The sequence below is a fragment of the Streptomyces sp. AN091965 genome, assembly GCF_022698285.1.
In the GTDB taxonomy this organism is placed as follows: domain Bacteria; phylum Actinomycetota; class Actinomycetes; order Streptomycetales; family Streptomycetaceae; genus Streptomyces.
This window is the reverse complement of sequence record NZ_JALDMY010000001.1, coordinates 2,530,309-2,544,733: the sequence shown is the minus strand read 5'-3', so window position 1 is coordinate 2,544,733 and position 14,425 is coordinate 2,530,309. Positions and strand designations below refer to the sequence as shown.

Genomic DNA, 14,425 nt, shown 5'->3' with positions numbered 1-14,425 from the left:
GGCACCCGCAGCCCGTGGAAACCCTGGAAAACAGCGCTGCCGCAGGCACCGTGATCGTCGCCATCGACGGGCCGTCCGGCACGGGCAAGTCCAGCACGTCCAAGGCCGTCGCCGCGCAGCTCGGCCTGAGCTACCTGGACACCGGCGCCCAGTACCGGGCGATCACGTGGTGGATGGTCAGCAACGGCATCGACCTCACCGACCCCGGCGCGATCGCCGCCGCGGCCGGCAAGCCCGAGATCGTCTCCGGCACGGACCCGGCCGCCCCGACGATCACGGTCGACGGCACGGACGTGGCGGGCCCGATCCGCACGCAGGAGGTCACCTCCAAGGTCAGCGCCGTCAGCGCCGTCCCCGACGTGCGCACCCGGATCACCGAGCTGCAGCGCTCCATCGCCCTCGGCGCGGAGAAGGGCATCGTCGTCGAGGGCCGGGACATCGGCACCACCGTCCTTCCCGACGCCGACCTGAAGATCTTCCTCACGGCGTCCCCGGAGGCCCGTGCCGCCCGCCGCTCCGGCGAGCTCAAGGGCGCCGACGTGAACGCCACGCGCGAGGCGCTGATCAAGCGCGACGCCGCCGACTCCAGCCGCAAGACGTCGCCGCTCGCCAAGGCCGACGACGCCGTCGAGGTCGACACCACCGAGCTCTCGCTCCAGCAGGTCATCGAGTGCGTCGTCACCCTCGTTGAGGAGAAGCGGGCCGGGAAGTGACCTCCGGGGCATCCGAGCGCGGGGCCGAGGTCGGGCGGCGCATCGGCGTCGGTCTGATGTACGGCCTGTGGAAGCCCCGCGTGCTCGGCGCCTGGCGGGTGCCGGCGAGCGGCCCGGTCATCCTGGCCGTCAACCACTCGCACAACGTCGACGGCCCGATGGTCATGGGCGTGGCGCCCCGGCCGACGCACTTCCTGATCAAGAAGGAGGCGTTCATCGGCCCGCTCGGCACGTTCCTGGGCGCCATCGGCCAGGTCAAGGTCGACCGCTCGACGGCCGACCGCACGGCGATCACCGACGCGCTCGGCGTCCTGGCGCAGGGCGGCGTCCTCGGGATCTTCCCGGAGGGCACCCGGGGCGACGGCGACTTCGCCTCGCTGCGCGCGGGCCTCGCGTACTTCGCCGTGCGCTCCGGGGCGCCGATCGTCCCGGTCGCCGTCCTGGGCAGCACGGAGCGGCGCGGCCGTCTGATACGGCAGCTGCCGCCGCTGCGCAGCCGCGTCGACGTGGTCTTCGGAGACCCCTTCGAGGCGGGCGACGGCAGTGGGCGGCGCACGCGCAAGGCGCTGGACGAGGCGACCGTGCGCATCCAGGGGAAGCTGACCGACCACCTGGAAAACGCCAGGCGCTTGACCGGGCGCTGAGTAAGACTTTCAGTAGTGACCCGCCGTACGGAGGGGTCACCGATCACCACGATGAACGACGAGGTACGGACTTCATGAACGACCAGATCCAGCCCGAGGGCGAGCCGACGGAGCACGTCGAGCACGACCATGGGGCACTTGGCGACGCCGAGTACGCGGAGTTCATGGAGCTCGCCGCCGTAGAGGGCTTCGACGTCGAGGACGTCGAGGGCGCCATCGAGGCGGCCGGGCACGGCCCGCTCCCGGTCCTCGCCGTCGTCGGCCGTCCGAACGTCGGCAAGTCGACGCTCGTGAACCGCATCATCGGCCGCCGCGAGGCCGTCGTCGAGGACAAGCCGGGCGTGACCCGCGACCGCGTCACCTACGAGGCCGAGTGGGCGGGCCGCCGCTTCAAGGTCGTCGACACCGGCGGCTGGGAGCAGGACGTCCTCGGCATCGACGCGTCGGTGGCCGCGCAGGCCGAGTACGCGATCGAGACCGCCGACGCCGTCGTGTTCGTCGTCGACTCCACCGTCGGCGTCACCGACACCGACGAGGCCGTCGTCCGGCTCCTTCGCAAGGCCAACAAGCCCGTGGTGCTCTGCGCCAACAAGGTCGACGGCCAGAGCGGCGAGGCCGACGCCACCGCCCTGTGGTCCCTCGGCATCGGCGAGCCGCACCCGGTCTCCTCGCTGCACGGCCGCGGCACCGGCGACATGCTCGACGCGGTCCTGGACGTCCTGCCGGAGGCGCCCGCGCAGACCTTCGGCACGGCCGTCGGCGGCCCGCGCCGCATCGCGCTCATCGGCCGTCCGAACGTGGGCAAGTCCTCCCTCCTGAACAAGGTGGCCAACGAGGAGCGCGTCGTCGTCAACGAGCTCGCGGGCACCACCCGCGACCCGGTCGACGAGCTCATCGAACTGGGCGGCGTCACCTGGAAGTTCGTCGACACGGCGGGCATCCGCAAGCGCGTCCACCTCCAGCAGGGCGCCGACTACTACGCCTCGCTGCGCACGGCGGCCGCCGTGGAGAAGGCGGAGGTCGCGGTCATCCTGATCGACGCCAGCGAGTCGATCAGCATCCAGGACCAGCGCATCGTCACGATGGCGGTGGAGGCGGGCCGCGCCGTCGTCCTCGCGTACAACAAGTGGGACACCCTCGACGAGGAGCGCCGCTACTACCTGGAGCGGGAGATCGAGACGGAGCTCGCGCAGGTCGCGTGGGCGCCGCGGGTGAACGTGTCGGCGCGCACGGGGCGGCACATGGAGAAGCTCGTCCCCGCGATCGAGACGGCCATCGCGGGCTGGGAGACGCGCGTGCCGACGGGTCGGCTGAACGCGTTCCTCGGTGAGCTGGTCGCCGCCCACCCGCACCCGGTCCGGGGCGGCAAGCAGCCGCGCATCCTCTTCGGCACCCAGGCGGGCACCAAGCCGCCGCGGTTCGTCCTGTTCGCCTCGGGCTTCATCGAGCACGGCTACCGCCGCTTCGTGGAGCGCAGGCTGCGCGAGGAGTTCGGCTTCGAGGGCACGCCGATCCACATCTCGGTGCGGGTGCGCGAGAAGCGCGGGCAGAAGGCCCAGAAGAAGAAGTAGCCGCGGCGTTCGCGGTCCGTACGTGCCGATGCCCGGCCCTCCACGCGGAGGGCCGGGCATCGGCATATCGGCATGAGGAGGGGCGGGTGGTCAGCCCCGGCGCGGGCCCGGGGGGAGGGCGGCCGGGAAGAGGTGGCCGTAGCTGTGGTGGTCGACCTGGGTGGGCTGGCCGTAGCGGGCGACGTTGAAGGCGTTGTGCCGGGGGTCGTGGCGCGGGTCGTGCCGGGGGGTGTGGCGCGGGTCGTGCCGCATGGCGCCGTGCTGTCCGGCGTTGCCGTACGGCCCGGGGCCGAAGCCGGTGAACCTCAGCTCCTCCTCGCCGGTCCGGTCGCCGGGCAGGGCCCGGAACGCCCTGAGGTACTCGGAGTACAGGGCGTCGTAGATCGGCGTGGCCGAGAAGGCGGCCGCGGTGTCCTGCGCGCCGCGCATGGACGGGATCGGCCCGGCGTACGGCCGGTGGTGTGTGGCGTCGTATACGTGCACGTCTGGGCCAACGACCTGGGGGGTTCCCGGGATGCGGGGCCCGGGCCCCCAATGTGGCTCAGGTGCCCGCGAGCGGCATCGCGCACGCGACCAGCTGCCCCCGGGAGGCCGCGCGGTCGAGCGCGCCGCGCAGCAGGTCCTCGCGGGGCTGGCGGCCGACGGTGCCCGAGGGGGTCGCGTACAGCAGGACGGACTGGAGCTTGTTGGCCGCCGCGCGCCAGCCGTCGGTGACCTGGAGCGGCTGGTGGGCCTGCCACCAGGCGACGGGGGAACTGCCGCCGGTGCCGGGCTGGAGGATGGCGTGCAGCTGGCCCACGGCGAGCAGCACCGACCAGCCGTGCAGCGTCGGGGGCACGCCCGCCAGCGAGGTCACGGGCATGAAGCCGTGCTCGATCAGGAGCGGCAGGAAGTCGTCGCCGCCGCCGGGCGCCGCGCCGGGGCGGGCGATGGGGCCGGTCGGTTCGACGACGAGGGCGGGGTGCAGCTCGCCATCGATGAGGACGAGGCCGCTGGTCACGCCCAGTACGGCCTGTTCGGGGGCGCCGTCCGCGGGGCGCTGGGACGGCACGGTGTCCTCGCCGGTGATGGACCGTACGGCGCCCTGGAGCTGCTCCTCGGAGACCTCGACGATCTGGGACGGCAGGCAGGAGGCGTGGGCGAAGGCGAGCACGGCGGTTTCGTCGCCGACGAACAGGACCGTGCTGGTGCGCTCGCGCTCGGAGTCGCCCGGGGTGCGGCAGGACGTGCAGTCGTAGGCGCCCGGGGCGTTCTCCCCGGCGAGCAGGCGGTCGGCTTCTTCGTCGCCGATCTCGGCGCGTACCTCGTCGCTGAGGTCGAGCATGCGCGGCACGGTGACTCCTCGGAATCGATGCGTGGGGTGTCCGGGTGGTGCCCGGCTCATGAAGGAGACAACGGGCGATCAGTGGCCCAAGTCACGCACGGGAGGCGCGGAATTGAACTAACCGGAGCAGAGGGTGAGTTGACGGTCGGAATTTGTCACTCCGCGCCAACACCTGGTGCGTACACGGAAGTTGCCCCGGTGAGGTGAGTCACAGATCGCCGAGAGGGGAGGGTGATAAGTGATGGCATCAAGGGATAAAAGGGGTGTCCGAAAGTCGACGATACTCCAGGTAACCGGCAACTGGCCTGGAATGACGAGGAGTCGGTTGATAGCGGAGCGAGGGGGCTTCTAGATTCCACCGCCGTGTGCAGCGAGCACCGCTCGGGCAAGTCCGCCGGCCGCGCCGGCCCGTTCGATCAGCAAGGCGCGGCGGAGCACCGCAGAACAGCACCACCCCGGCGGACGGGGCTCGGCGGGACCCCGGCGCCGGACGCGTACGGGGCCCGCGGAGCCTGGGGAAGCCCGGGTCCTCCGAGAGGGAAATCCATGTCCGAACGTCCCAGGAACATTCGCAAGACGGCAGTGATCGGCGGAGCCGCGCTCCTCGCGCCGCTGGCACTGCTCGCCGCGACCGGGCAGGCCGCGGCGGACGGCGGAGTGTGGGACCGGATCGCCCGCTGCGAGAGCGGCGGCAACTGGCAGATCAACACCGGCAACGGCTACTACGGCGGACTCCAGTTCTCCGCCGGGACCTGGCGGGCCTACGGCGGCACGGCCTACGCGCCGACCGCCGACAGGGCCTCCCGGGCCCAGCAGATCGCCGTCGCGGCGAAGGTCCAGCGCGCTCAGGGGTGGGGCGCCTGGCCGTCGTGCTCGGCACGGGCGGGTGCCTCCGGGCCCGCTCCCGGAGCGGCCGCGCCACAGGCCGCGCCCAGGTCCGCTCCCAAAGCGGCGCCACAGGCCGCACCGCAGGCCGCGCCGAAGGCCGTCAAGCAGCGGCCCGCGTACCGCGCGCCCGGTCACGCCGACCGGGGCACCACGCGCGGCTCCGGCGGCTACGTCGTCCGCCAGGGCGACACGCTCAGCCGCATCGCCGCCGCGCACGGCGTCGGCTGGCAGCGGCTCTACGCCGTCAACCAGGGCGTCATCGGCGGTGATCCGAACCTGATCGTGCCCGGGCAGCGCCTGGCGATCTGACGGTCCCGGCCGTCCCCTCCGGCGAGCCGGAACCCACGAGCGGCCCCGCCCTGTCCGCTGACAGGGTGGGGCCGCGCACGCGGCGGCGCGGCACGGCGGGCCCCCGGGCGGGGCCTGCGTAACGTGGCCCGATGCACTCGACGCACCCGATGTCGAACAGACGTCCAAGGTTCGTGACGTCGCTCGCCGCCGCGGCCCTGGCGCTCGCGGCACCCCTGGCCGCCGGAGCCGCCGCGGTGGCCGCGCCCCCGCCGCCGCGGCCGGGCCCGGCCGTCACCACGTACCTCTACGACTGCTCCCGCACCGAAGGGCCGTGGAACTGTCTCGCCGAGTGCGAGAGCAGCGGCCGGTGGCACATCAACACCGGCAACAACTACTACGGAGGCCTGCAGTTCAAGCAGTCCACCTGGGAGGAGCACGGCGGGCTCGCCCACGCCCCGCGCGCGGACCTCGCCACCCGGGAGGAGCAGATCGAGGTCGCCCGCAAGGTGCTCCTCAACCAGGGCTGGCAGGCCTGGCCCGTCTGCTCGAAGAAGGTCAAGGAGGCCAACCTCGACCACCTCGCGCTGCTGCCCGGCGACCGCACGCACGTCGTGAAGCGCGGCGAGACCCTCAGCTCCCTGGCCCGGCGGTACCAGGTCAAGGGCGGCTGGAAGGCCCTCTACCAGGCCAACCGGCACATCGTGGGGCCGCGCCCCGACCGCCTCGCGATCGGCACGGTCCTCCTCATCCCGGAGCGGGCGAAGGCCTGACACCGCCGTCCGACAGCCGCCCGAGCTCCGTGAGCTCGCCGCTGAACACCACCTCGCCGCGGCGCAGCTCGTACGCCACCGCCGCCCGGCCCGCGCGCCCGCGCAGACCGGGCGGCGGCCGCTGCTCGGCGAGGACCACGCACGCCTCCAGGTCCCCGAGCAGTGCGTACGTACGGGACGCGACGGCCGGGGACATGCCCTGGGTCGGCTCGTCGGCGAGGACCACGCGTGCCCGCGCGAGGAGGGCCCGTGACAGCGCGAGCATGCGCTGCTCGCCACCGGACAGCAGGCCCGCGCGGCGGGCCAGGAGCGGGCGCAGCTCCGGGTAGGCCGTCAGGGCGGGCGTCACGTCGCCCCCGGCGAGGTCCAGGTTCTCGCGGACGGTGAGGCCGCCGAAGACGGCCTGCCGGTCCGGTACGAAGCACAGGCCCCGGCGGGCGCGTTCGTGCGCCGTGAGCCGGGTGACGTCCGCGCCGTCCCAGACGACGGCGCCCCCGGACAGCGGAACGGCCCCGGCGAGCGCCCGCAGCGCGGTGGTGCGGCCCGAGCCGTTGCGGCCGAGCAGGACGGTCAGGCCGGGGGCGGGGGCGGCGAGGCTCACGCCGTGCAGGGCTTCCAGGGGGCCGTAGCGCACGCGGGCGCCCCGCAGTTCGAGGGTGCCGGGGCGCGCGGCCGGGCTCACGGGGCCCCGCCGGCGAGCACCTCGTCCGCCGGGCCCGACGCGACGATCCGGCCCGCCGTCATCACGTGCACCGTGTCGGCCAGGCCCGCGACCAGGTCCAGGTCGTGCTCGACCACGAGGAGCGCGGTGCCGTCGGCCGCGAGGGCGCGCAGGACCCGGGCGAGCGCGGCCACCTCGCCGGTGTCCAGGCCCGCGGCGGGCTCGTCCAGGAGCAGCACGTACGGGTCGCCCGCGAGCGCGCGGGCCAGCTCGACGCGGCGCAGCGTGCCCGTCGGCAGGCCCGCGGCCGGGCGGTCGCGCACGGACGTGAGGTCGAACAGGCGCAGCGCCCGGTCGAGCGCCGCCGGGTTCCGGACCCGGCCCTGTTCGGCGCCTACGCGCACGTTCTCGGCGACGGTCAGCGTCGGGAAGACCGCCAGCTGCTGGAACGTACGCGCCACGCCCGTGCGGGTGCGGGCGTGCGCGGGCAGCCGGGTCAGGTCCCGCCCCCCGAAGGCCACCCGCCCCCGATCGGGCCGCACCGTCCCGGCCAGACAGTGGAACAGACTGCTCTTGCCCGCGCCGTTGGGCCCCACGACAGCGGTCACCTGGCCGGGGACGACGCTGAGGGACACTCCACGCAACACGGCGAAGCCACCGTAGGAGAGGAACAGCCCGTCGGCGACAAGGACAGGGGATGTGTTCCCACTGTGGGCAATCGTCTCGCAGGGCGAGTGGGGTCTCCCCTGCTCGAGCGAAGCCGAGAGCTTGGGGAGGGGTGGGCACAGCGCCCGGTGCCCAGCACTGCTTACGGGGGCCGGGGCCGGGGCCGGGGCAGGGGCAGGGCCCGTGGCGGCCGGGACGAGGGCGCCCCGCACCCGGGCTCCGAGGGGCGTGAGCCGAGGCCGCCGCCGAAGCCGCCGCGTAGCCGCACGCAGTGCCTCGTACGGCCCCCCGGGAAAGCGGCCGATCAGTATCGCCAGCACCCCGATCACCGCCGCGGCCACCCCGCCCCGGGCCCCCGCGTCGAGCCCCACCAGCAGCGCCGCCGCCACGAGCGCGCCCAGCAGACTGTCCGCGCCGAGCACGACCACCGCCGCGAACCACAGCAGCCCCCGCACCGGGTCGTACGCCCCGGGGTCGAACGCCCGCAGCCCCATTCCGAGCATCCCGCCCCCCAGGGCGGCGAGCGCCGCGCCGGTCACGAACGCCGCGAGCTTCAGGCTGCGCACGGGGACCCCGGCCGCCGCCGCTCCCGCCTCGTGGTCGCGCATCGCCGCTAGCGCCCGCCCCGCGCGGCCCCGGCGCAGCGCCGCGACGCACCCGAGCGCGCCGCCGAGCAGGGCCAGTTCGAACAGGTAGTACGCGCGGTCGCCGGTGAGGCCCGCGGGCCGCTCCAGGGTGAGGCCCGAGGTCGCGTACGGCTGCGCGAACACGAAGCGGCTGACGCCGACGCCGACCGCGAGGGTCGCAAGCGCGAGGGCCAGGCCGTGCCGGCTGATGGCGGGCCAGCCCGTGAGCAGGCCGAGCGGCGCGACGAGCAGCACGGCGACCGCGAGGGCGGGCAGCGCCGGCAGCTCGGGCAGGCCGGGGAAGCGGCCGCCGGTGAGCAGCGCGGTGAACAGCGCGCCCAGGCCCGCGTACGCCGCCTGGCCCAAGGAGATCTGGCCGCCCCTGCCGGTGACGACGACGAGGGAGAGCAGGATGACGCCGAGGGCGGGGACCTGCACGGACGTGGTGAGGTCCGAGCCCGCGAAGCCGAGCGGGAGCAGGAAGAGGACCACGGCCACTATCCAGGCGCCGGGCGGGGTGGGGACGCGGGCGGTGGCCGTGCGGGGCAGCGCGTCGCCGGTGCCCACCCCCGGCAGGACGAGCGCGGCGATCAGCAGGGCCACGACGAAGAGGTTCGCGCCGACCGCCTGGAGCAGGGGCTCGCCCCACCCGGAGGGGTGCAGACGCGTGAGCTGGCTCTGCGCGACGCCGATGCCGAGCGCCACCACGACCGCCACCGGCAGGTTCCGCATCCGGGCCGCCACGGCGACGGCCATCACCTCCATGACGAGCAGGGGCAGGCCGTACGGGTCGAGACGGACGTAGGGGGCGAGGAGCACGCCGGTCAGACCCGCCGTGAAGGAGCCGAAGGCCCAGCCCGCCGCGGCCACCCGGTCCGCGTCGATCCCGGCGAGCACCGCGAGGCGGCGGTCGTCGACCACCGCGCGCAGCTCCCCGCCGAAGCGGGTGAAGCGGGTGAGGGCCCACACGGCGAGCGCCAGTGCCACGGCGACCGCGAGCTGGCCCCAGGGGTCGGCCGAGACGAGCGTGGGGGCGTCCGCCCGCGCGCCCTGCCCCCAGATCAGCGCCGCCGCGCCGACGAGCAGGACGAAGACGCCGATCGAGGCCACCAGGGTCTGCGCCGGGTCGCCGCCCTGGACGGCGAGCGGGCGGAAGACGGCGCGTTCGAGGACCAGGCCGATGGCGGGGGCCACCACGAGGAGCGTCACTGCCGCGGCGAGCGGCAGCGGCCAGCCCCAGTCGACGGTGAGCTGGCGCAGTAGATAGGCGCAGACCATCGCGATCGCGCCGTGCGCGAAGTTGAGCACGCCGGTCGCGCGGTGGGTGACGACGAGGCCGATGCCGGTGAGGGCCGCCGCGCTGCCGACGGAGAGCCCGGCCAGGGTCAGGTCGTAGCTCAGCGAGGCCACCGGGTCAGTCCTCCGGGGACTCTTGCGGCCGGGGCCCTGGCGGTGCGCAGATCGGGCACGGGGTCAGGCCGCCCGTCGCCGGGGCCGCGGCGTCGACGGCGACGGCCTCGGGCCTGCCCGCGACCAGGGGGCAGTCCGCGCGGTGCCACAGCGTGCCGTCGGGCACGGCGCGCAGGGCGTCGCTCGTCGCCACCGGGGCCTTCGCCCGTTCGGCCCCCGCGGCCGCCGGGTCCCGGTCCTCGACGGCCACGAGCAGGCCGTACAGCTCCTCGACGCGCGCCGCGGCGAGCGCGCCCCGGCCGTGCGCGAGGAGCACCGCGCCCGCGACGATCAGGGCGGCGCCCGGCACCGTGCAGGACGCGAGGTAGGGCAACTGCCGCTCGGCGAACCGCTCTCCGGAGATCCCGTACCAGCCGATCACGCACAGGACCGCGCCGGTCGCGAGCGCGGCGAAGGCCGCCCACAGCATCGGGTGGACCGCCCGCAGCCGGGCCGCGCGCGAGGCGGCCCGCGCCGCCGCGGGAGTGCTCCCGTCCGTTCTTGCCGCCCGCATCGAGGCCCCCCGGGTGCCTGGTGGGTCTGTTCATGGAAGCCAATGGATTGCACTATGCCTTCTGGAAGCCGACCCTGAAAGCACCGGGCGCTCTTCGTCCGGTCCGATACCCGGTGGTGAGCCAGATGGTGCTCTGGACAGGACCCAGGCGGGGGAGCGAGCTACGACGGGGGCGGGTGCGGAGCTCGGCCCTCGCGGCCGCCGCCGTCCTGCTGTTCGTCCCGGCCGTCGCGGCCTGCGGCGACGACAGCGGTGACGAGGGCGGGAGCCCGCCGCCGCAGCCGTCCGTGGAGGCGACCAGCAAGGCCGGTGACGCCGCCGAGCCCGCGGACCGGGAGGCCGCCGAGAAGGAGGTCCGGGCGAACTGGCAGAAGTTCTTCGACCCGGCGGTGTCCCTGAAGGACAAGGAGGCCGTCCTGGAGAACGGCGCCGAGATGCGCCAGGTCCTGCAGGGCTTCAGCGGGGACGAGCGCGGCAAGCAGGTCCGGGCCCGGGTCGCGAAGGTCGAGTTCACGTCGGCGAAGGACGCGGACGTGACGTACGCGCTGACCCTGAAGGGCGCGACCGCGCTGCCGAGCGCGAGCGGCACCGCCGTCGACCAGGACGGCACCTGGAAGGTGTCCGTCAAGACGCTGTGCGCGCTGGTGCAGCTGAGCGGCAACAAGTCGCCCGGTCCGGGCTGCTGAGACTTGGGCCGCCGACGGGCCCTCGTGGCCGCGCTCGCCGTGGCGGCGCTCCTGGGGAGCGCGGCCTGCGGCAGCCGGCTGCCGGAGAGCGACTTCGAACGGCGCGCGCCGTCGGGAGGGGTGCCGCCGTCCGGCGGCCCGCCCGTGCGGGTCGGTGTCATCACCAGCGCCACCAGCCCCGTCGGCGGCTCCGCCTTCACCGGGCCGCGCGACGGCGCCAAGGCCTACTTCGAGCGGCTCAACGACCGCGGCGGGATCGCCGGACGCGAGGTCGAGGTGCGCACCTGCGACGACGGCGGCAGCGGGGTCGGCAACAACGAGTGCGTGCACAAGCTGCTCGACGAGCAGAAGGTCGTCGCCCTGGTGGCCACCACCGTCCTGGACTACGCGGGCGCGCCCCGGGTCTCCGAGGCGGGCGTGCCCGACATCGGCGGGCAGCCGATCGGCTCCGCGTACGACACCTATCCGCACCTGTACGGGATCTACGGCAGCCTCGCGCCGCGCGCGGGCAAGCCGGGCTGGGGCGGCGAGCTGTACGGCGGCACCGAGGTCTACCGCTACTTCAAGCGCGAGCAGGGTGCCCGCACGGCCGCGGTGGTCTCCTACAACCAGGCCGCGTCGGCGGCGTACGCGCGCCTGGTGAAGCGCGGTCTGGAGGCCGAGGGCTACAAGGTCGTCACCGAGCAGGTCGACTTCGCGCTGCCGAACTTCCGTGCCGCCGCGGCCGACCTCAAGGACCAGGGCGCCGATCTGGTCTTCGACGCGATGGACACGCACGGCAACGCACGCCTGTGCGAGGCCATGGACGACGTGGGCGCGAAGGTCACCGCGAAGGTCACGAACGTACAGAACTGGTCAGCCACCGTCGCCGACGACTACAAGGACGCGCCGCGCTGCCGCAACGCCCTGTGGGCGACCGGTTCCAGCCGCAACTACGAGGACACCGGCCACCCGGCCGTGCGGGAGTTCCGCGACGGCATGAAGGAGGCGGGCAAAGGGGCGGACTCGCTCTCGCAGTGGCAGCTGGAGGGCTGGGCCGCCGCCCTGTGGTTCACGGCCGCCGCCCGCTCCTGCGCGGCCTTCGGGGACGTCACCCGCGCCTGCGTGGACCGCTTCATGAGCCGGGGCAAGCCCTACGACGCCGACGGCCTGCTGCTGCCGGTGACGTACGAGCGGCGGGCCGAGCCGCCGAGGACGCGCCGGACGTGTGTATCCGTGGCCCGCTGGAAGGACGATGAGGGCTGGGTCACACAAGGGGACATGAACGCCACCTGCTTCGAGGTACCGCAGCTCTCCTACCAGCCATGACCGGTGTACCACTCATGGAGTTCCCTGTTCCGCATTGCGATCGCGCATCCGTTGAAGAACAAGGCGGGATCTCGACCCAACCCTTGGCCTGAGATTCCCGTCTAACCCCTCGGTAGGCGGACGAGACGGACTGTCCACGGGTAAACGCGGAATACGGGTACGTATGCATATCTCTTTCCTGATTCACAACGCGTACGGGATCGGAGGGACGATCCGGACCACGTACAACCTGGCGAACACCCTCGCCGAGCAGCACGACGTGGAGATCGTCTCGGTGCTGCGCCACCGCGACGAGCCGGTCTTCGCGCCGGACCCGCGGATCCGGCTCAGCCACCTCGTGGACATCAGGAAGGACAGCCCCGGATACGAGGGCGACAGCGCGGCCCACACCACCCCGGCCCGCGTCTTCCCCAGCGCCGAGGGCCGCTACGCGCAGTACAGCGCCCTCACCGACCAGCGCATCGAGGCCCACCTCAGGTCCCTGCGGTCCGACGTCGTCATCGGCACCAGGCCCGGCCTGAACGTGCACGTCGCCCGGCAGACCCGGCGCGGCGTGCTGCGCGTCGGCCAGGAGCACCTCACGCTCGACAGCCACTCCGACGAACTGCGCCTCCAGCTGCGCAGCGTCTACCCCCGCCTCGACGTCCTCACCACCACCACCGAGGCCGACGCGCGGGACTACCGCAGGCGGATGCGGCTGCCCGGCGTGCACGTCCAGGCCGTGCCGAACCCGGTGCCCGCGCCCGGCATCGAGCCCGCCGACGGCTCCCACAAGTGGGTCGTCGCCGCCGGGCGGCTCGCCCCCGTCAAGCGGTACGACCTGCTGATCCGCGCCTTCGACAAGGTGCGCAGGGAGCGCCCCGACTGGCGCCTGCGGATCTACGGCGGCGGCCGCCAGAAGGAGAAGCTGCGCCGTCTGATCGACGACCTCGGCCTGTACAACCACGTCTTCCTCATGGGCCCCGCCCACCCCATCGAGCCCGAGTGGGCCAAGGGCTCCATCGCGGCCGTCAGCTCCAGCCTGGAGTCCTTCGGCATGACCATCGTCGAGGCCATGCGCTGCGGCCTCCCGGTCGTCTCCACCGACTGCCCGCACGGCCCCGGCGAGATCATCGAGAACGGCGTCGACGGCCGTCTCGTCGAGGTCGGCAACGCCGACGCCATGGCCGGCGGCCTGCTCGAACTCATCAACGACGACGCGCTGCGGCACCGGATGGCGGACGCCGCGCTCGAGGACTCCGAACGCTTCGACCCGGCCCGCATCGCCGAGCGCTACGAGGTGATGTTCCACGGCATGCTCCAGCGCGGCGGCTCGCTGGGCGGCCGGATGCGCGGCACGATGCACCGCGCCAGGGGAGCGCTGCTCGGCGGCGCGTACGCCGTTCGGGACGCCGGAAGAACCGCACCGACGAAGGGGCGCTTGGCATGACGGCCGTGTCCACCCAGGACACCATCGGATCCCGTGACGACGCGAGAGGGCCCGGGCAGGCGCCCCCGCCCCGGGCGGACTGCATCGCCGACTCCGCGGGCGGTCTGACCTTCGACGTCACCGACCCCGGCGAGGCGGGCACCGCGCATCTGCTGCTGCGCCGCAGGGACTCCGACCCCGTCGCCGAGGTGCGGCTGCCCCTGACTCCCGCGGGCGACGGGCGGCTGCGCGCCGCGCTGCCCAGCAGCGTCGAGCTCGCCGAGGGCCGCTGGAACGCGTACGCCCTCGTGGACGGCGGGGAGCCGCGCCGGCTCATGCCCGGCGTCAACGACCTGCGCTCGCTCGTCGACCGCGCGCCCAGCGGCAGCCGCGGCCACGTCTCCGTGCGCATCCCGTACGCCACCAAGCAGGGCAACCTCTCGGTGCGCGCCTGGGTCCGGGCGCCGCACGCGGAGGCCGGTGAGCTGCGCATCACCGACACCGGGCTCACGGCGCGCGGCCGCGTGTACGGCACGGAGCTCGCCGCGCGGGCGCGGGTCGAGGCCGTGTTCCGCAAGGAGCCCGAGCGGGTCGTGCGCGCCGGTGTCACGGCGGACGGGCCGGAGTTCGACGTCACGCTGCGGTACGAGGACCTCGCCGCCGGGCACGGACCCTGGGACCTGTGGCTGCTGCCCGGGGGTGACGAGGGGCCGCGGGTGCGCCTGGCCCGGCTGCTCGACGACGTGGCGGACAAGAAGCCGATCTTCACCTATCCCGTGACGGCCCTCGAAGGCCCGGACGGACCGGTCGAGGCCGGCCCGTACTACACCAACGACAACGACCTGGCGGTGCGCGTAAGGGCGATGGCCGTCGGCGACTGAGGGCACGCGCCGGGAGGAGGCCTCC

The 14,425-nt window shown here is 74.1% G+C and carries 14 protein-coding genes; 9 read left to right on the top strand and 5 right to left on the bottom strand.

Annotation, left to right across the window (positions count from 1 at the left end):
- Positions 1-23 precede the first annotated feature (23 nt).
- The 3 genes from cmk to der all read left to right on the top strand — a co-directional run bounded on the left by cmk (position 24) and on the right by der (position 2,928).
- Positions 24-713, top strand: a complete 690-nt coding sequence (cmk, locus tag MQV74_RS10355) for a (d)CMP kinase (RefSeq protein ID WP_172386473.1) — start codon at positions 24-26, stop codon at positions 711-713.
- Positions 714-769: 56 nt separating this feature from the next.
- Positions 770-1,357 (top strand): lysophospholipid acyltransferase family protein, encoded by a 588-nt coding sequence (locus tag MQV74_RS10350; RefSeq protein ID WP_242728580.1) that lies wholly within the window; start codon positions 770-772, stop codon positions 1,355-1,357.
- 74 nt (positions 1,358-1,431) lie between these two features.
- Positions 1,432-2,928 carry a ribosome biogenesis GTPase Der gene (gene der / locus MQV74_RS10345; protein WP_242716106.1) on the top strand — a complete coding sequence of 499 codons (1,497 nt, stop codon included), beginning with the start codon at positions 1,432-1,434 and terminating at the stop codon, positions 2,926-2,928.
- Positions 2,929-3,018: 90 nt separating this feature from the next.
- Here der and MQV74_RS10340 read toward each other — a convergent pair whose 3' ends face one another.
- The gene (locus MQV74_RS10340) at positions 3,019-3,357 is read right to left on the bottom strand and encodes a hypothetical protein (protein WP_242716104.1); all 339 of its coding nucleotides are present in this window, start codon (positions 3,355-3,357) and stop codon (positions 3,019-3,021) included.
- Positions 3,358-3,469: 112 nt separating this feature from the next.
- The gene (locus MQV74_RS10335; protein WP_242716102.1) at positions 3,470-4,261 is read right to left on the bottom strand and encodes a hypothetical protein; all 792 of its coding nucleotides are present in this window, start codon (positions 4,259-4,261) and stop codon (positions 3,470-3,472) included.
- Positions 4,262-4,798: 537 nt separating this feature from the next.
- On the opposite strand from MQV74_RS10335, the gene MQV74_RS10330 reads away from it, so the two are divergent.
- On the top strand, positions 4,799-5,449 hold the full coding sequence (locus tag MQV74_RS10330; protein WP_242716100.1) for a LysM peptidoglycan-binding domain-containing protein: 651 nt from the start codon (positions 4,799-4,801) through the stop codon (positions 5,447-5,449).
- Positions 5,450-5,580: 131 nt separating this feature from the next.
- Positions 5,581-6,201 carry a LysM peptidoglycan-binding domain-containing protein gene (locus MQV74_RS10325; RefSeq protein ID WP_242716098.1) on the top strand — a complete coding sequence of 207 codons (621 nt, stop codon included), beginning with the start codon at positions 5,581-5,583 and terminating at the stop codon, positions 6,199-6,201.
- Here MQV74_RS10325 and MQV74_RS10320 read toward each other — a convergent pair.
- From MQV74_RS10320 to MQV74_RS10310, 3 genes are read right to left on the bottom strand one after another with little or no spacing between them, the layout of a single operon-like run.
- Entirely contained in the window at positions 6,176-6,883 is a 708-nt protein-coding gene (locus MQV74_RS10320; RefSeq protein ID WP_242716096.1) for an ATP-binding cassette domain-containing protein, read from the bottom strand. The two genes, MQV74_RS10325 and MQV74_RS10320, sit on opposite strands and share 26 nt — an antisense overlap.
- Positions 6,880-9,564, bottom strand: coding sequence for an ABC transporter permease subunit (locus MQV74_RS10315; protein ID WP_242716094.1), 2,685 nt, complete (start codon positions 9,562-9,564; stop codon positions 6,880-6,882). Before MQV74_RS10315 ends, MQV74_RS10320 begins: the two co-directional genes overlap by 4 nt.
- A gap of 4 nt (positions 9,565-9,568) precedes the next feature.
- A complete protein-coding gene (locus tag MQV74_RS10310; protein WP_374120604.1) occupies positions 9,569-10,117 on the bottom strand; it encodes a hypothetical protein in 549 nt (182 codons plus the stop codon).
- A 125-nt stretch (positions 10,118-10,242) separates the two neighbouring features.
- Here MQV74_RS10310 and MQV74_RS10305 point away from each other — a divergent pair, with 125 nt between their 5' ends.
- The 4 genes from MQV74_RS10305 to MQV74_RS10290 all read left to right on the top strand — a co-directional run bounded on the left by MQV74_RS10305 (position 10,243) and on the right by MQV74_RS10290 (position 14,400).
- Entirely contained in the window at positions 10,243-10,803 is a 561-nt protein-coding gene (locus MQV74_RS10305) for a hypothetical protein (protein WP_278194119.1), read from the top strand.
- A gap of 3 nt (positions 10,804-10,806) precedes the next feature.
- A complete protein-coding gene (locus MQV74_RS10300; RefSeq protein ID WP_242716090.1) occupies positions 10,807-12,111 on the top strand; it encodes an ABC transporter substrate-binding protein in 1,305 nt (434 codons plus the stop codon).
- A 163-nt stretch (positions 12,112-12,274) separates the two neighbouring features.
- Positions 12,275-13,540: a glycosyltransferase family 4 protein gene (locus MQV74_RS10295; RefSeq protein ID WP_242716089.1), complete on the top strand. Its 1,266-nt coding sequence runs from the start codon at positions 12,275-12,277 to the stop codon at positions 13,538-13,540.
- Positions 13,537-14,400, top strand: a complete 864-nt coding sequence (locus MQV74_RS10290) for a hypothetical protein (RefSeq protein WP_242716087.1) — start codon at positions 13,537-13,539, stop codon at positions 14,398-14,400. The genes MQV74_RS10295 and MQV74_RS10290 overlap by 4 nt, the downstream gene beginning before the upstream one ends.
- Positions 14,401-14,425: the final 25 nt, after the last annotated feature.

Excerpts from the sequence above, each read along its gene's own strand:
- MQV74_RS10350 (WP_242728580.1), top strand. The coding sequence starts at position 770 with ATGTACGGCCTGTGGAAGCCCCGCGTGCTCGGCGCCTGGCGGGTGCCG.
- der (WP_242716106.1), top strand. The coding sequence starts at position 1,432 with ATGAACGACCAGATCCAGCCCGAGGGCGAGCCGACGGAGCACGTCGAG.
- MQV74_RS10340 (WP_242716104.1), bottom strand. The coding sequence starts at position 3,357 with ATGCGCGGCGCGCAGGACACCGCGGCCGCCTTCTCGGCCACGCCGATC.
- MQV74_RS10330 (WP_242716100.1), top strand. The coding sequence starts at position 4,799 with ATGTCCGAACGTCCCAGGAACATTCGCAAGACGGCAGTGATCGGCGGA.
- MQV74_RS10325 (WP_242716098.1), top strand. The coding sequence starts at position 5,581 with ATGCACTCGACGCACCCGATGTCGAACAGACGTCCAAGGTTCGTGACG.
- MQV74_RS10310 (WP_374120604.1), bottom strand. The coding sequence starts at position 10,117 with ATGCGGGCGGCAAGAACGGACGGGAGCACTCCCGCGGCGGCGCGGGCC.
- MQV74_RS10305 (WP_278194119.1), top strand. The coding sequence starts at position 10,243 with ATGGTGCTCTGGACAGGACCCAGGCGGGGGAGCGAGCTACGACGGGGG.
- MQV74_RS10295 (WP_242716089.1), top strand. The coding sequence starts at position 12,275 with ATGCATATCTCTTTCCTGATTCACAACGCGTACGGGATCGGAGGGACG.
- MQV74_RS10290 (WP_242716087.1), top strand. The coding sequence starts at position 13,537 with ATGACGGCCGTGTCCACCCAGGACACCATCGGATCCCGTGACGACGCG.